The following is a 23,488-nucleotide window of genomic DNA, read 5'->3' as shown; positions in this document are numbered from 1 at the left end:
TGCTAGAATTGATTAGAATAATGCAGCATGAATTATGTTAGGTAGTATTTAATACTAAGAACTTCTCTGTCTTTTCAGTATTTTGACAATTCTACTATTTATGATCTCTGACAAGTTCCAATTGTAAAGTTTTGGGTCGGTTGTGCTATAGAATTGAATAATAACAGCATCAATATCTGCGTGATACTCGGCAAAACTTTGGTATCCAGGAACCCAGCCACCATGTTTGTATTCATAAATAGAAGAGTAGATTTCTTGCTCTCCTTCTTCAAACAAAGAGCCATCATTTAATGCCCTCAAGAAGTTGCCAACATCTTCTGCAGTTGCTAACATTCCATGCTCATCAGCTTTTAAATCATAAGGATGTCCAATATGATAACCACTCATTACATCGTCCATATTTACTTCACGAAGTGATCTAAAGGTATTGTTAAGATGTTGTGGTTTTAGAATTTCTTCACGAATAAATTGAAAGTTATCGTACCCCAAAACGTCATCCATTATCTTGTTGAGCAATAGGTAATTCGTATTGCAGTATTCATAATCTTCACCGGGTTCAAAGTTGGCCGGCTTGTCCAGAATCAATGCTAGACTTTCTTCATAAGTCTCTGTTGGAGCGGACCAAAAATTCGGAACGTCTGTAAAGTTGGGAATGCCACTTCTATGCTGTATCATCAACCTCAAAGTGATTTTTTCTGAGTTTTCTATTCTTCCAACAAGCTTCGGTAAATAATCGGCGATTGTTTTATCAAGAGAAAGCCGCCCATCGTTTACTAATTTGGTAATAGCCACCGCATCGTAAAGCTTGCTGATACTGGCAATCTTAAATAGGGCTTTAGGATTGGCTGGTATCTTGGAATCTCGATTGTGCCAGCCGGAAGCGTAAAGCTGTGGTGGTTCACCAGCTTGGTCCACATAAACAATCATTCCGTCAAACCCATGTCCAATGGCTTCATCTAACTGTTCTTGAACAGTTTCCGGTAACGGAAGTATCCATGCATTAACCAATAACCATGGTACGAAATAGAGTGAGCCAATACTTGAGGTAATTAACAGTAACCTGACTATTTTTTTTGTTTGCTTCCTTGTCATAGCATGGTGTTCAGTTCTTCCATATATCCACCACTTAAAATAGGGAAGCGATACCAGGAGCGTGGATCAATGTTGAAATCATCGAAATGGAAACTTGGAGCGTAGCGTTCACGCTTCCACTGGTTGCGGGTCCAGAGTTGGTAGAATTTCTTGATCCAATCCTTCAGTTGGTCACTGTTGAAATCAGCTTTCAATGCTTCATAGACTTGTTTAGGTGATCGTCCATGTAAAATGGCCTCTCGCTCAATGCGCATCAGCGCTTCATACGGCATCAAGTCTTCTTCATCTGTTTGATGTTGATCTTCCGGGCGTAATTCAGCAGTTGGTGTGAGCGCATTCACATCTTTCAGTCCAGTGAAGCCTAGTTCATGCTCGGCATACTTTAGCCATTGCAGAATGAAGTGTTTATCAACACCGGCAATGGGGGAGATACTTCCACTGGTGTCTCCATCCATGGTGGCATAGCCCACGTCTCCTTCGCTACGGTTGGAGGTTGCCATGAGTAACTTATTTTCAAGGTTGGCCAGCATCCAAATGATCGGTGCGCGCGTACGGGCCTGAATGTTCTGAAGAGTGATATCGTCCTGCTCCCAGGTCAGTTTTCTTTCTATTGCCTCTTCAATGGTAGATCGGTATTCATTTACTTCCGCATCAATTTGCCAGTTGTAAAAGGTAGCGCCGAGGCTTTCTGCCAGATTTTTTGCTGAATTGAAGGTGGCATCTGAAGAATTTTTGGTGGCCTGGTAAGCGGTGGTAAGTAGTTGTTTGGTGATTTCCTCAGGAGTATCACCAGTAAGTTGGAATCCTAGCACTTTTTCCAATCCAGGCTTGCCTCGCTGCTCCAATGCTGTTCGTACTGCAAACCCAATCAAGGTTGCAATGGTGCTGGAATCTGCACCGCCACTGAGTGACAACACAAAACCCTTACTTCTGCTTTTTCTACAATAGTCAAAAAGTGCCAGCCCGGCAGCATGCGAAAACTCTTCGTTACGGTTGCTATAATGCGGCTTGATGTTCTCCGTTGCGGTATTTTTTTCAAAATCTACCTCTACCGTTAGCAATCGATAATCGTGATACCACAGTCGGTGGTTTCTGCCAATTAGCTTCCCTTTTTGAGCGATCAGTACATCTCCATCATAGATCATCCGTCCGGCTTCATTGCCCAGTAAATTGCAATAGAGATATACACAGTCAAATTGATTTGAGCTCTTAATAACCAATTCTTCCCTAAACTCAGATTTACCAAAAGCGAAATGGGATGCGCTAGGGTTGAGGATAAGATCTATTTTGGTTTTAAGATGTTCGCATGGACGATCAGGTTGCCATGCATCCTCACATATTTCAAATGCTATGTTGAGTCCTTTATGTTCTATAGTGATATGCCCGAAAGGAATACTCTTACCTTCAAACTCAAACGAATCTACTTTGCCTGCAGACCAGGGGGTAAACCAGCGTGGTTCATAATGCACACCATCATTTGCCAGTTTTTGCTTAGCGTAAAAACCTTTTACCTGTTTGTCTGCAATAAATGCAGTCGTGTTGTAATTCTTCCCTTCAATCCTGATCGGTAGTCCCACACTTATGGCAATACCTGATGTATGAGGAATGATTTCATCAAGTTTTTCAAGTGCGGTTGTTGGCAACCACTGACTCAAGAATAGGTCTTCACACCCATAGCCGGTGATGCACAGCTCCGGGAGACAGAGGATATCTACTCCTTCCTTTTTAGCGTCATCAATAGCATTTTTGATGTTTCTTAGGTTGTTTGCCCAATCTATTGGTGTTTGATTGAGGCATGCTCCTGCGAGTTTTAGCTTCTGACTCATTCCTCTAAATTTAGCTGCTCACATGTTTTTTGAGCTGCATCCTGTTCTGCTTTTTTCTTACTAAAACCAAAGCCTTTTGCCATTGGTTTGTCATCAATAAATATTTGAGCAGTGAATTTTCGGTCTTCTTCGCTGATTATCTCAAACCTGAGCTCTTTATTTTCTTTTTGCGACCATTCAAGCAATCGACTTTTGAAATTTGTGGTCTTCGATACAAGCTCCTGCAGGTCATAATGAGGTTTAAGAAGTTTTTTTATGACAAACTGTTTGCAGTATTTGAATCCATGATCCAGGTAAACAGCTCCAATTAGTGCCTCCATGCAATCACCATAGACCGATCGATGGGCACGACTATTTTGATTGTACTGGACAAGCTCTCTTAGGCCAATTTTTTGACCGAGCCTATTGAGTGATTCTCTGTTAACGATTTTAGCTCTTATCTCAGTCAAAAAACCTTCTTCTTTGAATGGGTAGGTCAGATAGAGGTATTCCGCCACGATCATTCCCAGGATAGCATCACCTAGGTATTCCAGTCGTTCGTATGAATTTTTGATGCCACGCTCATTCACAGATGCCACGCTACTATGTCGCATAGCTTGTTGGTAGAGCGCCAGATTAATAGGAGCACGTCCGGTGATCAACCGAAACGATTGTCTAAGCTTTTTTTCAGATTTGAAAGAATTAAGAAGTCGGCCCGATAGTCTTTTCGGAAACGATGACACTTATCCAGTGTATTTGCCTATAATGATAGAGGTGTTATGACCTCCAAACCCGAAGGTATTACTCATCGCAATATTTACTTCTCTTTCCTGAGCTTCATTGAATGTCAGGTTTAGATTCGGATCAATCTCCGGATCATCAGTAAAGTGATTGATGGTAGGAGGGACAATACCTTTTTCTAAAGCCATCAAACAAGCAATAAACTCTACAGCTCCTGCCGCACCTAAGAGGTGACCGGTCATAGATTTTGTTGAACTGATGTTCATTTTTTCAGCGTTACCACCGAATACTCGTTGAGCTGCTTTGATCTCCCCCGCATCTCCCAAAGGAGTGGAAGTTCCGTGGGTGTTGAGATAATCAATTTTATCAGCTGTTAACCCAGCATCTTCAAGCGCATTTCTCATTACAAGTTCAATGCCTGTTCCTTCCGGATGTGGTTGTGTAATGTGGTATGCATCAGCCGACATGCCGCTTCCAAGCACCTCTGCATAAATTTTCGCTCCTCTAGCTTTTGCATGCTCCAATTCTTCAAGCATAATAGCACCGGCACCTTCACCCAAAACAAAACCGTCACGATCCTTGTCATAAGGTCTTGATGCGGTTTCAGGAGAATCATTTCTTTCGGAGAGTGCTTTCATTGCATTAAATCCGCCAATACCAGATTCTATAACACCTGCTTCAGAACCACCAGTCAGAATTGCATTGGCTTTACCAAGCTGGATATATGCATAAGCATCTGTAATAGCATTGTTAGAAGAAGCACAAGCAGATACGGTGGCAAAGTTTGGTCCCATAAATCCATACTTGATGGAAAGGAGACCCGGAGTGATGTCCGCAATCATCTTTGGTACAAAGAACGGATTGAACCTTGGTGTACCATCACCTTTGGCGAAATTGATCATTTCGTCCTGGAACGTACTGAATCCGCCGATCCCTGAACCCCAGATCACACCAATTCTGGATTTATCTACGCTATCGAGATCCATTCCGGAATCCTTGATCGCTTCTTCACCAGTAACCATTCCGTACTGGGTATTAGGGTCCATTTTTCTTGCCTCTTTTCGATCTAGAAAATCGGTTGGCTCGAATCCTTTTACCTCACAAGCGAATTTTGTGCGGAATTTTTCGGTATCAAAACGAGTAATAGGAGCCGCACCGCTTACTCCTTTGGCCAAAGAATCCCAATATTCATCTTTAGTATTTCCCAAAGGGGTAAGGGCACCAATTCCGGTTACAACGACTCGTTTTAATTCCATAAATATTAAGCTAAGTGGGTTGTTTACTTAACGTTTTCTTCCAGATAAGAGATAGCATGACCAACTGTGGCGATGTTCTCAGCCTGGTCATCAGGGATAGAAATATTGAACTCTTTCTCAAACTCCATGATCAGCTCTACCGTGTCAAGAGAGTCAGCTCCTAGATCGTTGGTGAAGCTTGCCTCTGGAGTAACCTCAGACTCTTCTACACCTAGTTTGTCAATTATGATTGACGTTACTTTTTGTGCTATTTCAGACATTTTTGTAATGTTTGGTTAAAAATGAGTTGCAAAGAAATATATTCTCGTACTAAAATCAAACTTAGTAGCCAGAGACATTTCTATTGCGAATTTAGGATTTAGCTTGCACAATATATGAAGAAAACCAAATTAGATGGGGGCTACTCTCTTGATTTCGATTTGATTGGTCTCGTATGCAATAAAAAAGAGTATAAGTTAGCCTGGCATTTGAACGAAGCGATGAAAATCTCTTTAAAAAAACAAGATGATATTCGAATTAGCTATGCAGACAATACATCAATATTAATTTCGAATTACTTGTTTGAAACAGACTATTTACAAATAGAACTCCTTCAAAACAAGCTGGTAGGAGGTGGGAGCATGAAAAATCAACTATTAATCCCCGAACTGAAGCAGTTTGATTTTCTTTTAAAGTTTAAAGATGAAACAGAAGAGCTGACTTCCGAAAACGTTAGCGCAATTATCAAGGGTATTCCTATCATTGAGTATGCGATGCGCCTTAATTTTGATACCTTGAAGTCGAAGGAAAATCTACTCTATTAAATGAACACACCATCCATAAATAAGCGGACCAAAATTGTAGCAACGATTGGACCGGCAAGCAATAACAAGGAAACCATAACCGAATTGGCAAAAGCCGGAGCAAATGTTCTTCGACTCAACTTCTCCCATGGTAGCCACGAAGATCATGTAAAGGTGATAAAGTATATCCATCAGGTAAATACTGAGACTGAACTAAATCTTGCTACTCTTCAGGATTTGCAAGGCCCTAAAATTCGGGTAGGAATGGTGAAGGATAATGGAGTAACAATCCAAGACGGACAAAAACTCGTGATTAGTACTGAAGACTTAGAGGGTACATCAGAGCGTGTGAGCACTGTTTATAAGGAAATTGTTAGTGATGTAAAGGCCGGGGATACCATACTCATAGATGATGGTAATTTGGAGTTGAAAACTATTTCAGTCTCTAAGAATGAAGTGGTAACGGAGGTGGTTCATGGAGGAGTGTTAAAGTCCAGGAAGGGAATAAACCTACCTGATACGGTGGTTTCTGCTCCTTGTTTGACTGAAAAGGATTTAGAGGATTTGCAATTCGGTCTTGAACAAAATGTAGATTGGGTTGCGCTTAGCTTTGTGCGTAAACCAGATGATATTCGCGAGTTGAGAAGCATCATCGAAAAGGCCGGGAAGAAGACCAAAATTGTTGCCAAAATTGAAAAACCTGAAGCACTTAAAAATATTGATGAAATCATAGATGAATCCGATGGCATCATGGTGGCCCGTGGAGACTTAGGAGTGGAAATAGCTATGCACGATGTTCCTCTATGGCAGAAAAAGATCGTTGAGAAATGTAATATGGCTGCTAAGCCGGTGATCATTGCTACTCAGATGATGGAGAGTATGATCGAAAATCCACGACCTACGCGAGCAGAAACAAATGATGTGGCAAACGCAGTGATGGATGGCGCTGATGCACTTATGCTTTCTGCAGAATCAGCAGCAGGGAAATTTCCAGTAGAAGCTGTGCTGGCTATGTCTGAAACCATCATGGCAGTGGAAGCGGAGGCCAATTCCATATATAATAAGTATTACGATAAGCAGTTTGAATCGAGTACTCGCATGAACGACTTATTGATTCGTGCCGCCTGTCGATTGGCTGAAAACACTTCTGCAAGGGCACTGGTATGCATGACAAAATCAGGCTATACGGGCTTCCGGACAGCTATGCACAGGTCTAAGTCTGAAGTATATCTGTTTACGAATAATGAAAAATTATTGAGGCAAATGAATCTGGTATGGGGAGTGAAGACTTTCTATTTCGATACAATGGACAATATTGATATTACACTTGAGCAGATTGAGCAGAAGCTAGTGGCAACTGGTCACCTCAAGAAAGATGACATCTTTATCAATACCGCTTCTATGCCACAACACTGGCAGGGACATACCAATATGATGAAGATTCAGGTAGTAGAGTGAAGTTTTGAACATCCATAATTTTGTTAACTTCAACGCTTTATAAAACCTGTCTACCATGAGATTACTAAGAGTACTTTTCCTATTTGTTTTTGTACAAGCACAGTCCCAGCAAGGAGGGATGTGGATACCTTCTCTATTGGAGGGTATGAATGAAGAAGAAATGAGTATTCTCGGAGCTGAACTGACAGCCAGTGATATCTATGATATAGAAAATTCGAGCTTTAAGGATGCCATTGCAAATTTCAATGGCGGATGTACTGGTGCAGTAATCTCTCCACAAGGACTATTGCTTACAAATCATCATTGTGGTTTTGGACAAATCCAATCGCACTCATCTATTGAAAATGATTATTTAAAGGATGGCTTTTGGGCACAAAATAGAGCAGATGAACTACCAAATGAAGGGTTGTACGCAGAGTTCATAGTACGAATTGATGAAGTGACTGATCGCGTTTTGGAAGGTGTTACAGAATCAATGTCAGAAGAAGAAGCCCAGGTTCAGATTAGGGATAATATCACAGCAGTTCAGGAAAGTGTCAGTAAAGAAGAATGGCAGGATTCGTATATACGTCCATTCTATCAGGGCAATCAATACTATCTTTTTGTAACTGAGCGGTATGAAGATATACGTTTGGTTGGTGCACCTCCTACCAGCATTGGGAAATTTGGAAGCGATACGGACAACTGGGTGTTTCCAAGGCACACTGGAGATTTTTCTTTCTTCAGGATCTATGCCGATGCAAATAACAGACCTGCAAAATACAGTGAAGATAATGTCCCTTATACGCCTAAGCACTTTTTTCCTGTTTCTGCAGCAGGTGTAAAAGAAGGTGACTTCACTCTGATTTTTGGTTTCCCTGGTCGCACAAGCGAGTACCTACCGGCGGTAGCCATGGAGCACATCACTAAATATTTTAATCCAAGCAATATCGCCATTCGTGAAGCTGCGCTTAAAGTGATAGATGCAGGGATGAAATCCAGCGATGAAATACGAATAAAATATGCATCTAAGCAAGCAAGAATAGCCAATGCATGGAAAAAATGGATTGGAGAAAATCTGGGTATTGAAAAAACCGATGCAATCGAAAGTCGAAGGATGCTGGAAGAAAAATTTAAGAAGTCTCTGAAAGAAAAGGACCTAGAGGATAAGTATGGCCACATCCTTCCACAGTTTGAAGAATTGTATAGCGACTTTGCATCTGTGGATATAAAGAGAAGAAATTTCATTGAAGTTTTTCTGGTGACCAATGAATTAATGCAAATGATGTTTAGAGCTTATCAGCTTGAACAAAAAGTGTTGCGAAATAATGAAGCGTTGGATGATGCAAGGGATGAATTTAAGGGTTTGCTAACCAGTATTTATAAGAATTATGATGCTGCAATTGATAAAGGGGTTTTTAAAAATGTGATGCCTTTTTATACTGAAAATGTAGATGCAACCATCTATGACGGAACAGCATTCACAAGTCAGTCAGAGGCGGAAAAATTGCTGCAGGGTAGTGCTAAGCAAATGCTAAAGAAACTGAATGCTGATCCTGCTTATGCCTATGCTAAGCCAATGATCGAGCGTTTTTATCAATCAATAAATCCCGAGTATATCGAAAAGATTGATGCTATTGATGCCCTTCAAAAGGAATATATGAAAGCACTGATGGAGGTTTTACCGGATGCTCGTTACTATCCGGATGCCAATGGTACGCTACGGGTTACGTACGGCCAGGTTCGGGGTTACTCTCCAAGAGATGCAGTCTATTACAATCCTGTGAGTTACCTGGATGGAGTCATCGAAAAGTATGTGCCCGGAGATTATGAGTTTGATGTTCCTGAAAAACTATTGTCACTGTACGAAGCAAAAGATTATGGTCCATATGCTGATAGCACCGGAAAAGTTCCCGTTTGTTTTTTAGGTACGAATCATACAACTGGAGGTAATTCTGGTAGTCCTGCCATTGATGCACAGGGAAACCTGATCGGATTAAACTTTGACCGTGTATGGGAAGGCACCATGAGTGATATCAATTATGATCCGGAAATATGTAGGAACATCATGGTGGATATGAGGTATATACTTTTCATCGTAGACAAGTTTGCCAATGCAGATCATCTCATTGAAGAAATGGCTGTAGTAAATCCTGACAAGGTATTAAAGGAGTAGTTTCAGATTGGTTTAATCACCTTCAGTCAAGACGCTATGTTTGTTAATTTCGGGATTTAGGTAGGTGTCTACCTGCCCCGAGGGCCATTCTACGATAAGAGAGTCTATTTTCACATCATCACCAAGGCCAAAATGTAGTTCATAGTCATTTTGACTTCCATAGCCCGTAATTGGATACATCCACCTATTCATCTCTTTGCCTGATAAACGCAGAATCAAGTGTGCACCAATTCCATATGTATTTGATTTTGTTCCCCTGAGTCTGAATGCTGCCCAGTTTTTACCAGTGGTTTTATTAATGTAAAAACGATTGATTTGATCCCCCGACCCCCAGTTGGCAACAAAAAGGTCCAGGTCTCCATCTCTATCAAAATCAGCATGTGCCACTCCGGCGGTAGTATCAGCATGATGAGGTATAAGACCATCAGTATAAGATTCAAAATCACCACTTCCATCATTCAGATAAAGGAAATTATACATATCAGGACCATAGGTGCCACTACCAATATATAAATCCAGGTCACCATCATTATCATAGTCACCCCATGAATGTCCTTTTGAAGCTCCTTTTTCATTGACCAGAATGCCCTCGTTCACCTGAGTCAATTGCCCTTTTCCGTCATTGTTGAAAAGCAGGTTCTCCTTGTCAAAATTTGCTACAAAAAGATCCAGGTCACCATCATCGTCATAGTCTGCCCAGGATGATCCATATGCATAGCCTAAATCTTCTATGATCGGCCCACTCGCAATCTTCTCAAAGTTGAGATTGCCCAGGTTTCGATAATACAAGTTTGGCTGCCGTGCATTGCCGACAAAGATTTCGGCTTGGCCATCGCCGTTTGCATCTCCACAGGCACATGTTCTGGCATTGCCCTGCCCTTCGGAAAGCACATGATTGGGCAATACCCTGAAATTACCGTCACCCAAATTTTCATAAAAGAGATTTCCGTTATATCGATAGCCTATCAAGAATACATCCAGGTCACCATCCAGATCATAATCAGCCCAGCAGGCCATGGAAGTACTGAGACTATCATCGACTAGGGCATGATTTTCTATTTGCTTGAATTTGTCCCCATCATTTTGAAAAAGTTGGTTTGGTTCAAGACCTCTGCTGCAGAGGTAGAGATCCAAATCTCCATCATTGTCATAATCTACCCAGCTGACACCTTCTGATGTACCACCTTTATTGATAAGCTCAGCGAAAGGCTTGCCAACGGTTATTTTATTAAGCCCTCCCTTGCCATTGTTTTTGTACATGGCGTTCCATTGACCTGAAGAATTTGAAGTATAAAGTTCCGGAGCGCCATCCTGGTCTACATCTCCCCACCCAACACCACGTGTAAATCCGCCATCAGTCGCGATACGACCTTTGTCATAGGTGACAAATAGGGGTGAAGTGTCTTTTTGAGCTATGGCTACATTGAGGCAGAGTAGCAATAAGATCAGCTGTAGGTGATTGGATTTAGTCAAGATACTGATTGTTTGATCTTAGCTTGTGCTAACGAACAAGTCAGAGATTGGGTTTTAATCAGGTTTTCTTAACGGATCGATAGCGTTTCTAAAAAACAACCAGATACAGAAGCATAATCACAGCTAGAATAATAGCGATCCATTTATAGCTTGTTTTCGTCTCTGCAAACTCGTATTGACAAATAGGACAAACTTGAGAGGAAGCATCAACTTCCATTGCGCACGAGGGACATTCTTTAGTTTTCAAAGTTTTGGTGTTCTAACTATTTAAATTGGATGGATTAATCCGTAATCCAAACATTTCCATTGCAGCTCAATCCTTTGCTCCCAGTCATGATGTCTTCATTAGGTAGTGTTTGGATTGCATAATCATCAATTATTAGTTCATCTAACCGTCCGAGATCACTATCAGGTAATTTGGTGATGATTCTAATCCATCCATAATAAATATTATTTCCTACTGTCAGTCTTACGGCAGCTGCTCTCCTGTTTTCGTAAGTTGAAGCCCATTGACCTTTGTGAAATGTGCGGTACGGAGTTGCATAATTAATACCTAAGTAACTAAGGTCGCCGCTCCATTCATACTGTTCGTGATCGAACTCCTCTAAAATAAAATCTTGAATGAAACTCACTGCAATGTTGGTTGTTTTAAAAACAATCAATTCGCTCTGGTTAAGTGGTTCAATTCCAAAAAATATTGAATCTCCTTCATCTCCAGCTTTTGCGGTAGCAAAAATTTTGAAGTCATCTATATTGTCACTATTGATATCTAAGATAATCTCCTTTGAAGATTCTGAAGAAGTGAATTGAGTTCCTTCCCTATAGTCGATGACATTGCAATCATCTATATTTTCTGCATCTTCATTACAAGATTGTAAAATGCAACATAGAACAAGGAGTAGTGATATTATTTTACGATTAAATATTGATTTTGGTATTAGCTTAATCATTGTGATACTCAACTATAATAAAAATGCAAATATAGACGTAAGGTGGTTTTAACCTCTTGCCGACAATAGCATGAATATCCACCCAAGAATAAACAGTAACCCACCGATAGGAGTGATTGCGCCAAGCCATTTTATCCCTGTAAAGCAGAGGATGTATAGTGATCCGGAGAAGATGAGGATGCCAAAAGTCATACTGTATCCGGCATACACCAGGTGTTGACTTTGAACTTTCATTAATAGAATAGCTATTCCAAGCAATGCAAGGGTGTGGTAGAATTGGTACTGGACTGCTGTCTGGTAGGTGTCATAGGTACCTTCAGATTGTAGTTTGTCTTTTAGTGCATGAGCACCAAAAGCGCCTAGCGCCACACTCAGTATACCTGAAATTGAGGCTATTGTGAGAAAAAGTTTAGGCATCAATTTTTCTTTTGGAAATATTCTGGAATGGTGAAAAGAATGGGGTTGGGTGAAATATCAATTGTTATTTTGGTTGCAGTAGTTTCGATGAGACGATCACCCAGTTTGGCTTTTCTTTTAAGTACCAGTCCATTCCAAACCCAAAGCTCTTGAATGGCTTTCCCTTCAAAAGTCCAAACCTGACAATTTTTTTCAAGATGTGTTTTATATGCTTGCTGCTTCCCACCCATTGAGAAAAGGATGGCTTCAGAAACTTGTTCGGGATTTTTGTATGAAGCTTGCTGACTCCATTTATAATCCTTTCGTATCGAATAGGTAGAATCGTCCGGATTGAGGCGATAAACAAAATCACCATCCGTAATTTCATAAACGGATTGAGTGCTTGTAATCCCGTAAAGCTCAAAAGTCATGGTTTGTTGCCTCAGACTCATCCATCCAAAATCGTTAAAGGCCATTAACTCTTCCCCATCTGCATCACCCGATATCTTGTAATTGATTTCAGCACTTTCTATTGAGTATTTTTTTAAATCTTCTTCGCGGAGTTCTTCTGCAGTTTTTGCTTGTGCTGATAGAAACGATGGGACAAGGAGGGAAATGAATAAAAGATAATGTCTCATGCTGATGTCTTTTATTCAAAGATAGTCAGCTATTAGGATTGGTTAGATTTCCTATGATAAATTTCATTTAGCTTATTCACCATTGCTTCTAGAGCTTCCTCAGAAATGTTCGAATTCTTCATCTTAGTAATAATTTCGGTCCCTTCTGGAGACTTTATTTCGTCACTGTAATTAGTGGTGTATTTATAGCTATTCGTTTGTTCACAAAACCAAATAGCATTCATTTTTGGATGAAGATTATTTAAATCGTTGATGGTATTTTCTACAATTGTATTTGGTATTGAAATCATTTCCTCAATTTTTACATATCTATGAAGGTTGGTTGTATCTTCGGTCATCTTCTCGTATTCCTCTTTAGAAGAAGCACCGTATTCATTGAGAGTCGAATTGTACCAGATAATTTTCACAATGTAAAGATTGAATACTTGGACTTATCAATATTGCACAATGGCTTCAAAATTTTGCAGCTGTTCTATCGTCCTTTATCATCTGATAGTAGTCTAAAAAAACGTTAAGGATGGTTTCGGATGGTGATTTTTTAGAAAATTTCTGATTAAGAACATTAAGAAATTGAAAAGTCAATCGTAGAAGGATTAATTGAGGCCGTGAAAATTGTTTAAGATATTCGCAGCGTGAATTTCATTAAGCTTTTCGACGATTGACCGGGCAACATCATCAGGCATGTCCAGGTTTTCTATCTTAACAAGAACGGTTTCACCTCTTTGGCATTTAATTCTCTCAAACTCATATTTTGTAGAAAATTTATAGACTCTGGAAAGCTTACAATACCAAATGACTTTCATTTTTTTATTTGTTATTTGGAGGGGTTATCCATGATGTTCACTCATATAAGGCTGTTGTGAATGAAGTTCATTCATCTCATCTGTGATTCTTTCAAGAATATAGCTCGGAACCCCAACTACATTTTCAATTTTTACGATCTTACTAGTTGAATTGGAATTGACCATTTGTATATATTCTTTATATGGCGAATTTCCATACCTATTCCTAATCGAATCGTACCAGATTACATACATACAGCAAATCTGATAACCTTGCCATTACGAATCTTGCACAATTACTTTCAATTCTTATTACACTATAACTGAGGGTAGTCGAATAATAAAAAATCCCGACGGAAAACCGTCGGGATGTCAACCAGCTATAGTCAATAATCCCCGTATTGGTGGGATTACTTTTTGTGAGAAGACCTACACTTATTCAGCTCTTTCACAATTTTATTCAATGTCGTTTCTGATGCATTGTTAAACTTTTCAAGTGGCAATATTTCATGATTCAATCCACCCGTAGCTATTTTTTTAAAATCATTCCAGCTTCCAGTCTGATATGAACTAAGTGTGTTATTGTACCAAAGCACTTTCATAAGGCGATAATTTTTAGTGGTTTGACAACTCTAAAGTGAGAAAGTTTAATTTTAGAATCCTGCCAAAATCATGTCAAATCCTGCCAATCGCGATTATTGATCTATAACCTCTTTAAATGGACTGCCAAATCGCTTTTCATACTGAGTTGCAAAAGAACTCACATTACTCATTCCTATAAGTTGTGCACCTTCTGTGGCGGTGCGTATTTTATTTGACTTAAGGTAATTTTGCAGATATTGCCATCTCACCTCTTTGATTAGCTCATATGGAGTAAGCCCCGATATTTTCTTTATCATCCGATATACCTTCCGTTCGCTGGCGGCCATTTCATCTGCAAGATCAAGAACAGATAGATGAGGATCGTCAATTCGCTTGATAATTAGTTTCTCAAGCCTGCTCATAATGTTTTTCTCAAATTCTTCAGCACTTGAACCATATAGTTTGGAAAGCACTTTGTTGCTATCCCAATCCCTTCCAAGAATGTTTTGGATCTTGAGGCTTAGTTCTTCTTTGTCAAATGGTTTACTTATCACATCTTCAGCTCCTTTGGAAATTAATTCCAAACGCTCTTTATGATCCGTTCTGGCACTTACTACTACCACAGGGATTTTCTTTAGTTCCTTATCCTTTTTCAAGTGATCTACCAACTCAAAGCCATCCATGTACGGCATCATAAGGTCCGTTATAATCAGATCAATTTTCTGACTTTGCAGTATATCCAGTGCGTTCGAACCATTTGTGGCCATGTAAACCCTAAAGTCAGATTCCAGTATACTTTTCAGATACGACCTGAGCTCTTTATGGTCTTCCACGACAAGTATGGTCGGTGCATCCTCTTTGCGTGTTGTTATTCCCGGGATCTGAAGTTGTTCCTTTTCGTCCTGCAGATCCATCCATAGTGAGTTACGTTGAATGACGTCAAGGGATCTCTCTGGTATGATAGCGGTGGATACCCAATCACTTTTCTTATATGGTAACGTGATGGTGAAGATTGCTCCGCTATCACTACTTGAGGCTTTAATAACTCCTCCATGCAGCTCAACCAATTCCTTTACTAATGCTAAACCAATCCCAATTCCTGCTTGCGATGAAACTGCGTTGGATGATTGATAGTATCGGTCGAATATAAACTCCAGACTATCTGATGGGATGCCCTGACCTGAATCAGAAATGGCTATTTCTACATTAGATTTATCTGTATTGAGTTGTACGTCTACAATCCCATTTTCCGGGGTGAATTTGATGGCATTTGAAAGAAGGTTATAAATGATTTTTTCAAATTGATGGGGATCGATTCTTAGCGTAGTTTCATCTTCTGCATGACTCATAAACCTTAATTCAATTGATTTGATGTCCGCTGCACTACTAAACATCTTAGTCAGTAAGCGCAGGTAAGGCACAACCTTCACATGCTGCAACTCAAGCTTAATTTTTCCTTCCTCCAGACGTGTTAGATCCATTATTTCATCTGCAAGATATAAGAGGCGTTTTCCGTTTTTTATTCCGGTCTCTAAAAGCTCCCTCGATTCATTATCTAAAACTTTATTATCCTTCTCTGCAATTCGATCCAATGACCCAAGGATTAAGCTTAATGGTGACCGAAGGTCATGAGATATATTAGCAAAAAAACGTGTTTTAGCCTGGTCCAGCTCCTTTAGTTTCGCTGACTGAGCTTCAATTTTCGTCAATAGCCTTTTCCTTTCCAGTAGTTGTTTTCGAAGGAGCAGTGCGATGACAATCACTAGCAAAGCAGTAGTGATAACGCCAATGATGATATATTTCTGCGATTGAATGGTTTGTGCCTGAATCTGCGAATCCTTCTTAAGAAGCTCGTTTTCCCAAACCTTGAATTCTGTGTCATACTTTATCTGTGCATCATTAACAGCCTCAATGGTTTTGGCTCCTGCTAATGAGTCTTGAAGTTCGTAGGCTTTTGTAAGTAAGTCGTAAGCTTGCTGGTATTCGCCTTTCTTGTAGTATGTTTCTTCCAAAATCACATATCCATCCTGCATATTCTCAAGATCTCCAGTAGAGATGGCATCCTGCAAAGCAATGTCTCCATACCGAATAGCTTCATCGAATTCGTTTAGTTCCCGATGGGTTTTAGCCAGGGTGAAGGCTGGGAAGGAGATGGTTCCAACACGCTTGGTTCTTTGCTTTATCTCTAGTGATTGCGAAGAATAAAGTATGGCCGAATCATATTTATTTAGCCTAAAGTAGCATTCTCCTAAGTTTCCGGCCACCAAAGCATATCTTGTTTCCTGATGTATTAATGCAGGATCTTTAAGAATTTTTTGAAACTGTCTTTTCGCTTTTTCATAGTCACCCATCCCGATATAGGTGATTCCCATGTTGTTGTAAAATCGGTTCTTTCCACTTTCATTCCCCTCATAATTGGATAGGGCTTCATTGAAAATTGCAATCGCTTTCTCAAAATCTCTAAGCTTCTCATAAACGAGTCCCAATCCGTTCAACGCATTGGCCAACCGCCGTTTATCTCCGAGCTTACGCTGTGTGTTCACCGCCTTCAGAAAATACTCGGAAGCCAGGGTTAGTTGCCCCTTCTTTTCATAAGCATTACCAATGTTGTGATAGTTTGATCCTAATCTGCCTTCGTTTCCAAGTTTAGCATTGATTTCGGTAGCCCTTAAAAGTTCGGATACACCAAGGTCATCTATTCGATTTTCTGTCTTCGTCACTCCAATCGTAGCAAGTATTACTGCCTTCATGCTTTCATCTAACTCTTCAGAAACCTCCAATGCTAATTGTCCATACATCAATGCTGTGTCAGCATCGATTCGTTTGTAAGTCCAGGTAAGTTCATCGAGCAATCGGAATCTGAGTGAATCATCAGTGATTGTTTTAAGATCGTTCTTTAGACTGTCAATAAACTGACGAGGCTGAGCTAAAGCAAGCAAAGAACTGCAATAGATGAAAATGGAGAGTAAATGGTTTTTTAACATGGTGGTAAAGCTTGCGACTAAAGATATAAAAAAAGCTCCCCTGAATAGATCAAAGGAGCTTTACTTCTACCCACGGTGCTATGCGTGATTAGGTGGATTTCGATAGTGAAGGTAGGAGGGACAGATTTTATTATTCTGCCAACCTGTTTTAAAATCCTGACAAATTTATTAACCCACTCCCGACCCCTCCGAGCCTGCCTGTCCGGTAGGCAGGGAGGGGAGTTCGCTGATTACCCGTTCCCTTCCCTGAAGAGGCTAGGGGTGGGTCTCCATCCAAATCAAAATTTGGTGACTCTTTCTAAACTTTAATCTTTATATCACTCATAAAACACAGCTACTTCTTCTAACGGCTTCCTTTCCAGATCGGGGACGTATACCTCATCTTTTGGATAACCGATGGGTAAAAGAAGATAAGGCCGCTCATTATCCGGGCGGTTCAAAATCTTGGTGAGAAAATTCATGGGTGATGGCGTGTGTGTTAATGTCACCAAGCCAGCTTTGTGAATGGCAGAGATGATCATTCCGCATGCAATACCCACAGACTCATTGACATAATAGTTGTTGTTTTTCTCACCGTCTACCATTTCAAACACACGTTTGAAAATGACTATCAGCCAGGGAGCCTCCTCTAAAAAAGGTTTGTTCCAGTCTGTACCAATGGGTTCCAGATCTTTGATCCAGCGCTCACTCATACGTCCATGGTAACTATCGTATTCTTCCTTTTCTGCGGCCTCCCGGATGGCTTTTTTCATTTCTGCATTCGAAATGGCACAAAAAGTCCAGGGCTGCTTGTGCGCTCCTGAGGGGGCCGTTGATCCTGCCATAATCAGGCTTTCGATTAGTTCTTTACTGACAGGTTTATCAGAGATATCTCTAACTGTTCGGCGTGTATCGAGCCACTCATAGTAGGCTTTTGCTCGTGCTTCTGCCTCTTTTAGATCATAGACATCCCGCACGTACGAGACGTGCGGATGCCCTTTGATTTCCTTTTTCTCCATTATAATCCTAAAACTTCTACGCCTTGCTCAAATACAATATCTACCGGAATGTTCTTCTCGGACAGACGATCCAACTCTGATTGAAGCACCTCTCCAATTTTACCTTTCTCTGCGACCAACTGTGCCACACCTTCGTAATCGCCATTGCCTTGAAGGGTTAGAATTTTCTCTGAAAGTGCATCCATCGCCTCACGCATCTTTTCAAAATCTACCCGGTATTTTCCGGTCGCTTCATCTTTAGCAAATGCGCCAAATTCATTGAAGAAATTAAACCGAATCATGTTAGCCTTGCCATGCGAGCTGGCCGCTCCAAAGCGTACAGAGCGGAAAATACCTGCCATGAAAGTGACATAGTAATCATTCAGTTCACCTTCAATTTCACCTTTCTCGTGCAGCTGTGTAATCATGTACAATCCCAGAATGTCTGCCTTACCTTCTTCAAGTGCTGAAGAATGCTCCTTTAGTGCATTTCTGACTGTTCCTTTTCCATTGATGGTGTTCTTGATACCTAAACCATGAGCCACTTCATGGAACATGGTGTTTCCGAAGAAGGCATCAAAAGTGATATGCTTTCTTTGATCCGGGTGGATTAGCTCATCGGCAATAGGAATGAGGATGTGATCAAACTTTGCCTGCATCGCATTTTTAAGCTGAAGCCTTCTGGATCCTTTTGCCAGTTGCACCTCTTCATCGTTTGGAAGGTTGATCGCGATGGTTTTTGATCCGGAATTGCAATCTCCGGCATAGTAGACAACATCGTATGCGTTCAAATCTGCATCTGTACCCGGTGTTTCCGCTTTGTACTCATCTGCCACCGGAAGCCCGGTTTGAAGCTCCGGTAAGAATGCGGCGTATTTCGCCAGACGGTCGCTCCAACTCTTATCTTTTACCAGAACATAAGCCTCATGCGCTGCTTTGTAATTATACAGTTTGTCTTCGTAGTTTTCAATTGGTCCAACTACAAAATCCAATCCATTGGTTTTCATATCCATCCATGCCATATCACTAGGCTGGTACTCATCATTTAGCAAGGCATCTGCTCGTAACGAGAGATAGTTTTTCAATCCTTCATCCTCAGCTAGTTCAGCACATTGGCGAAGGAGGTTCGAAGCACGTTGTACTTGCTCCGCAAACATTTCATTGTAGGGTACGGTGATCAGATTTCCTTCTTCATCTCTTCGGATAAACGTGTAAAGACTTGTTTTACCTTCCAGGTCAGCGGCTTCAAATTCTTCCTTGGTCATATCCACTGGATAGTAGTTGGCGCCTTCGGGTTTAGGACCTACGCCATCCAGAAATGGCTCATTATTAGCTAATCGATCCCACGGGCCGTAATTGATCTGAACATATTTTTTTGTCGCCGGATCTGTCAAAGAAGAAAGCAAAGAATCCTTTTTTCCATATGCTTCGTACCAAAACAGTTCATCCATGATCTTAGATATCTCAATCATCAATGGAATCATTTGCTTTTCATTTTCACTCAGCTGACTGATATCAGTGGTCAGCTTCACATTTTTATAGATCGCTACTTTCTCCTGCATGGGAGTAAGCTCCTCTGTTGTTTCCTCTTCCTTTTGAGGTGCAGTACATTGACTTAAAAGAAGGCCCATAAGGCCTATGCTTAATATCTTTTTCATTTTTATGTTATTTCAAGTTAGGAACTATCGAAGTTAAGAAGAATCTTGGATGCGAGTATTGATTGTGTGAACACTTCTTTATTTTCATTTAAATTGGCGGACAAGAAATCAATCTAACAATGAAGAAAATATTAGTATTACTGGCCGTTAGCGCCACCGTTTTTTCCTGTTCCGATACCGGAGAAAGTTCATCATCCAATATTTCGGAGGAATCATTAAGGACTCATATTGAGGTTCTATCATCTGATGATTTTCAGGGCAGGAAACCTTTCACTCAGGGAGAAATCAAAACCGTAAACTATCTGACCGATCAGTTTAAAGAATACGGACTGGAACCTGGAAATGGAGACTCTTACATTCAGGAAGTGCCATTGGTGGAACTTACCGCTGTTCCATCAGAGACCATGACCATTACAGGTGGAGGTGAAGATGTGGTATTGAATGTTCTGGATGATTTTGTTGCTTACACGGAACAAGTTGTTGAACAAACATCGCTTGACGCTTCAGAGCTGGTTTTTGCCGGTTATGGTGTAGTAGCTCCTGAGTATGGTTGGAATGATTATGAAGGTCTGGATGTAAAAGGCAAGACCGTTGTGGTGTTGGTAAATGATCCGGGCTTTGCATCCGGTGATTCCACCTTCTTCAAGGGTGAGACCATGACCTATTACGGCAGATGGACTTACAAATTTGAGGAAGCCGCAAGGCAAGGAGCTGCAGGTTGTTTGATTATTCACGAGACTGTGCCTGCGGGCTATCCATGGTTGGTGGTTCGAAATTCCTGGTCTGGAGCCAGTCTTTATCTGGATCAATCGGGTGATAATTATCAGCCGGATGTACTGGGATGGATTACCAGAGATGCCGCAATTAAAATCTTCGAAGCATCTGAGCAGGATATGAAAAACTATTCGGAGATGTCAAGAAGTCAGGATTTTAAGCCCTTTAGTCTTGGGCTAAATGCTTCTGTAAGTGTTCAGAACAAAATCAAACGAGATCAATCTCAAAATGTGATTGCTAAAATCACCGGGTCTGAACGGCCGGATGAATACATTATTTATTCTGCGCACTGGGATCACCTGGGAATTGGCCAGGAAATTGACGGTGACAGCATCTACAATGGAGCACATGATAACGCCTCCGGGACTGCCACCATGTTGGGTATTGCGGAAGCAATGTCGAAAATGAAAAAGAAGCCTAAAAGAACAGTGATATTCCTCGCAGTAACTGCTGAGGAGCAAGGTTTGTTAGGTTCAAAACACTACGCACAAAATCCAATTTATCCTCCGGCGCAGACAGTAGCAAATATCAATATGGATGGTATTACAGCCTGGGGGCCAATGAAAGATTTGACGGTTGTCGGATATGGCCAATCGGAGTTAGAAGATATCGCTGAAGAAGCGGCGAAAAAACAAGGACGATATATTCTTGCTGACCCTGATCCGGGAAAAGGATATTTCTTCCGGTCGGATCATTTCCAATTCGCTAAAGTCGGTATCCCGGCATTATATGCCTCTGGAGGATATGAGCACATGACCAAAGGAGTTGATTATGTGGATAGCCTGAATCAAATCTACCTTTCTTCAAAATATCATCGACCGCAAGATGAGTATGATGCAACATCATGGACCTTTGATGGAATGGCGTTGGATGGTGAGTTGTTAATGAAGGTCGGATTGAAGGTAGCAAACTCGAAGGACTGGCCTTCATGGAAGGAAGGGTCAGAATTTAAGGCGATTCGGGAAGAGAGTAAGAAGTAAACTGTCACACTGAGCCTGTCGAAGTGTGTTTATCTTTCGACAGGCTCAAGATGACACCTAAAATTGAAAAGCATAATGAAAAACCTAATCTTCACACTAGCAATCTTAGCTATTGTCTTTGGCTGTCAGCATAGTCATGAACATATACATGACGATCAACCGAAGGAAAAAGCAGAGTTTTATGATTATGACGTGGAAGCAAAAATTACCGAGATGGGGATAACTCTTTCCGAGCCACCTGCACCTGTAGCCAACTATGTAAATGCTGTTCGAACAGGAAATTTCGTTTTCATGGCGGGCAAAGGACCGAATCTTCCTGAAGGCGGATACGTGACCGGCAAAGTAGGAGAGAGCCTGACTGTCGAAGAAGGATACGAAGCTGCTAAACTGGTAGCACAAGCACAGCTATCAGCCTTGAAAGCAGAGATAGGTGATTTGAATAAAGTGGTGCGAATAGTTAAGGTTCTAGGAATGGTAAACTGTGCACCGGATTTTGCCAATCAACCGGAAGTGATCAATGGATTTTCAGACACCATGGTAGAGGTATTTGGGGATCGAGGAAAGCATGCCCGTGCAGCGGTAGGCATGGCCTCACTGCCAAGAAATATCGCCGTGGAGATTGAGATGATTGTGGAGGTTAGATAGTCAATGAAATTGTCCTAATCCAGGTTAGTTGCCTACCTTTTTTGGAGTAGAGGTTTTTGGAGATGGTGGTTTGCTTGATCCTGTGCTTCTACCTACAGTACTGTATATTGGATGATCTCTATGAATATATATTTCTTTGTTGACATCCTGCCTTTTTTCATGAACAAAACTAGCACTCTCTCTCTCTATCAATTTTTCAGCTACCCTTTTAAACGGTATTGGATAATGTTTTCCCTTATAATTTTCTTGAACGAATATTGCCATATTTAAGCTGTCAGAAGTGGCGTAATAATACTCATATACTTCAATCGGTTTGATGAATAGATTATTATACCTTTTGATAAACCAGTAATAATAATCTGCCAAACTTCCTATGGCGAAGTACTCACCACTAGACTCATAAAATGGTATTCCGTACTTGGTGAAAAGGCTATCACTCAAATTTCCATATCCAGTAACAATTGGTTGTGGAATTTTAGAAAGTATTTCTTTATCTGTCCAATCCTCCCATGAAGGGATCGAATATTTTTCTTGAGAATGCCCGAATGCTGACACAGCTAAAAAGAGAAGGATTGATAGAATTTTCATTATGGTTACGCTTGGTGTAATAGGATACTCACAACAACTATGCCATAGGTCATACATGAGCGTTATAGGAAATTTAGGAAACTGTTCCTGAGTTGGAGAAAAGTGATTCAGAATAATTAACTAATTTCAAATCTTAATCACCATAAGCCATGAAATTCAAATACTTGTTTTCTATTTGTTTATTCCTTGTTAGTGCCACCCTTATTTCAGCTCAAAGCCGCGAGGAAAAGAATAAGCACTTCTCTCACAAGATGGGTACATATACTGATACACGCGATGGTAAGACCTATAAAACAATCACCTTCATTAGGGAGCATCATGGAGATGAAATAACGCGTACGTGGTTTGCTGAAAATAACCAATTTGACGTTCCAGGATCAAAGGCATATAAAAATACACCTGAGTATGGAAAGACCTATGGAAGGTTGTACAACTATGAGCAGGCAAATTTGGCCTGTCCTGAAGGCTGGCATGTACCAACCATTCATGAGTGGAAGCACCTCTTTCATTTCTTTGGGGGTTGGCATCATTCCGGTCAGTACCTAATCGAGGGGAAATCGAGTGATATGGATATGCTTTTCGGAGGATTTGGTCAACCCGATGGCTCTTTTCAGGGTATAGGTGTGCATGGCAACTGGTGGGATAATGAGATGAAAGACAGCAATTCTGCTGGTATTATCACGTTAAAAAAAGGAGACGAAAATATCTATCACTCCAAAGTAGGAGACAGCCACTACCTCAGCTGTAGATGTGTGAAGTTTCATAATTAAAA

The 23,488-nt window shown here is 40.8% G+C and carries 23 protein-coding genes; 6 read left to right on the top strand and 17 right to left on the bottom strand.

Going from position 1 to position 23,488, the window contains the following annotated elements; genetic code table 11:
* Positions 1-54: 54 nt before the first annotated feature.
* Genes CHB71_RS17055 through CHB71_RS17035 form a run of 5 tightly spaced genes read right to left on the bottom strand, consistent with a single transcriptional unit; the run spans position 55 to position 5,154 of the window.
* Positions 55-1,092 carry a serine hydrolase domain-containing protein gene (locus tag CHB71_RS17055; protein WP_089358166.1) on the bottom strand — a complete coding sequence of 346 codons (1,038 nt, stop codon included), beginning with the start codon at positions 1,090-1,092 and terminating at the stop codon, positions 55-57.
* A complete protein-coding gene (nadE, locus tag CHB71_RS17050; RefSeq protein WP_089358165.1) occupies positions 1,089-2,918 on the bottom strand; it encodes an NAD(+) synthase in 1,830 nt (609 codons plus the stop codon). The genes CHB71_RS17055 and nadE overlap by 4 nt, the downstream gene beginning before the upstream one ends.
* Positions 2,915-3,640 (bottom strand): ribonuclease III, encoded by a 726-nt coding sequence (gene rnc, locus CHB71_RS17045; RefSeq protein ID WP_262485932.1) that lies wholly within the window; start codon positions 3,638-3,640, stop codon positions 2,915-2,917. Before rnc ends, nadE begins: the two co-directional genes overlap by 4 nt.
* Positions 3,641-4,894, bottom strand: coding sequence for a beta-ketoacyl-ACP synthase II (gene fabF, locus CHB71_RS17040; RefSeq protein ID WP_089358164.1), 1,254 nt, complete (start codon positions 4,892-4,894; stop codon positions 3,641-3,643).
* A 23-nt stretch (positions 4,895-4,917) separates the two neighbouring features.
* The gene (locus CHB71_RS17035) at positions 4,918-5,154 is read right to left on the bottom strand and encodes an acyl carrier protein (protein ID WP_089358163.1); all 237 of its coding nucleotides are present in this window, start codon (positions 5,152-5,154) and stop codon (positions 4,918-4,920) included.
* Positions 5,155-5,268: 114 nt separating this feature from the next.
* On the opposite strand from CHB71_RS17035, the gene CHB71_RS17030 reads away from it, so the two are divergent.
* The 3 genes from CHB71_RS17030 to CHB71_RS17020 are packed head-to-tail and all read left to right on the top strand — an operon-like array spanning position 5,269 to position 9,289.
* The gene (locus tag CHB71_RS17030) at positions 5,269-5,697 is read left to right on the top strand and encodes an IPExxxVDY family protein (RefSeq protein WP_089358162.1); all 429 of its coding nucleotides are present in this window, start codon (positions 5,269-5,271) and stop codon (positions 5,695-5,697) included.
* Entirely contained in the window at positions 5,698-7,134 is a 1,437-nt protein-coding gene (gene pyk / locus CHB71_RS17025; RefSeq protein ID WP_089358161.1) for a pyruvate kinase, read from the top strand.
* Positions 7,135-7,189: 55 nt separating this feature from the next.
* A complete protein-coding gene (locus CHB71_RS17020) occupies positions 7,190-9,289 on the top strand; it encodes a S46 family peptidase (protein ID WP_089358160.1) in 2,100 nt (699 codons plus the stop codon).
* A gap of 12 nt (positions 9,290-9,301) precedes the next feature.
* Here CHB71_RS17020 and CHB71_RS17015 read toward each other — a convergent pair whose 3' ends face one another.
* The 11 genes from CHB71_RS17015 to CHB71_RS16965 form a co-directional block, all read right to left on the bottom strand.
* Entirely contained in the window at positions 9,302-10,762 is a 1,461-nt protein-coding gene (locus CHB71_RS17015; protein ID WP_089358159.1) for a CRTAC1 family protein, read from the bottom strand.
* Between the two features lie 88 nt (positions 10,763-10,850).
* Entirely contained in the window at positions 10,851-11,009 is a 159-nt protein-coding gene (locus CHB71_RS18745; protein ID WP_144017472.1) for a zinc ribbon domain-containing protein, read from the bottom strand.
* Positions 11,010-11,043: 34 nt separating this feature from the next.
* Positions 11,044-11,712, bottom strand: coding sequence for a hypothetical protein (locus tag CHB71_RS17010; RefSeq protein ID WP_089358158.1), 669 nt, complete (start codon positions 11,710-11,712; stop codon positions 11,044-11,046).
* Between the two features lie 48 nt (positions 11,713-11,760).
* Entirely contained in the window at positions 11,761-12,129 is a 369-nt protein-coding gene (locus tag CHB71_RS17005) for a DUF423 domain-containing protein (protein ID WP_089358157.1), read from the bottom strand.
* Positions 12,129-12,746, bottom strand: coding sequence for a hypothetical protein (locus CHB71_RS17000; protein WP_089358156.1), 618 nt, complete (start codon positions 12,744-12,746; stop codon positions 12,129-12,131). Before CHB71_RS17000 ends, CHB71_RS17005 begins: the two co-directional genes overlap by 1 nt.
* A gap of 32 nt (positions 12,747-12,778) precedes the next feature.
* Positions 12,779-13,153: a hypothetical protein gene (locus tag CHB71_RS16995; RefSeq protein ID WP_089358155.1), complete on the bottom strand. Its 375-nt coding sequence runs from the start codon at positions 13,151-13,153 to the stop codon at positions 12,779-12,781.
* 420 nt (positions 13,154-13,573) lie between these two features.
* Positions 13,574-13,783, bottom strand: coding sequence for a hypothetical protein (locus tag CHB71_RS16985; protein ID WP_089358153.1), 210 nt, complete (start codon positions 13,781-13,783; stop codon positions 13,574-13,576).
* Between the two features lie 155 nt (positions 13,784-13,938).
* Entirely contained in the window at positions 13,939-14,130 is a 192-nt protein-coding gene (locus CHB71_RS16980; protein WP_089358152.1) for a hypothetical protein, read from the bottom strand.
* Between the two features lie 93 nt (positions 14,131-14,223).
* A complete protein-coding gene (locus tag CHB71_RS16975) occupies positions 14,224-17,094 on the bottom strand; it encodes a response regulator (RefSeq protein WP_089358151.1) in 2,871 nt (956 codons plus the stop codon).
* A gap of 317 nt (positions 17,095-17,411) precedes the next feature.
* Positions 17,412-18,092, bottom strand: a complete 681-nt coding sequence (locus tag CHB71_RS16970) for a nitroreductase family protein (RefSeq protein WP_089358150.1) — start codon at positions 18,090-18,092, stop codon at positions 17,412-17,414.
* Positions 18,092-19,729: a dipeptidyl-peptidase 3 family protein gene (locus tag CHB71_RS16965; RefSeq protein WP_089358149.1), complete on the bottom strand. Its 1,638-nt coding sequence runs from the start codon at positions 19,727-19,729 to the stop codon at positions 18,092-18,094. Before CHB71_RS16965 ends, CHB71_RS16970 begins: the two co-directional genes overlap by 1 nt.
* Before the next feature lie 119 nt (positions 19,730-19,848).
* Between CHB71_RS16965 and CHB71_RS16960 the strand changes: the two genes are divergently transcribed.
* Entirely contained in the window at positions 19,849-21,483 is a 1,635-nt protein-coding gene (locus CHB71_RS16960) for a M28 family metallopeptidase (RefSeq protein WP_089358148.1), read from the top strand.
* Between the two features lie 75 nt (positions 21,484-21,558).
* The gene (locus CHB71_RS16955; RefSeq protein WP_089358147.1) at positions 21,559-22,128 is read left to right on the top strand and encodes a RidA family protein; all 570 of its coding nucleotides are present in this window, start codon (positions 21,559-21,561) and stop codon (positions 22,126-22,128) included.
* Positions 22,129-22,152: 24 nt separating this feature from the next.
* On the opposite strand, the gene CHB71_RS16950 is transcribed toward CHB71_RS16955, so the two are convergent.
* On the bottom strand, positions 22,153-22,716 hold the full coding sequence (locus tag CHB71_RS16950) for a hypothetical protein (protein WP_089358146.1): 564 nt from the start codon (positions 22,714-22,716) through the stop codon (positions 22,153-22,155).
* A 149-nt stretch (positions 22,717-22,865) separates the two neighbouring features.
* On the opposite strand from CHB71_RS16950, the gene CHB71_RS16945 reads away from it, so the two are divergent.
* Positions 22,866-23,486, top strand: coding sequence for an FISUMP domain-containing protein (locus tag CHB71_RS16945; RefSeq protein WP_089358145.1), 621 nt, complete (start codon positions 22,866-22,868; stop codon positions 23,484-23,486).
* Positions 23,487-23,488 lie beyond the last annotated feature (2 nt).

This window comes from Ekhidna lutea, assembly GCF_900188325.1.
Classification (GTDB): domain Bacteria; phylum Bacteroidota; class Bacteroidia; order Cytophagales; family Cyclobacteriaceae; genus Ekhidna; species Ekhidna lutea.
This window is presented reverse-complemented; position numbering and strand designations above follow the sequence as displayed.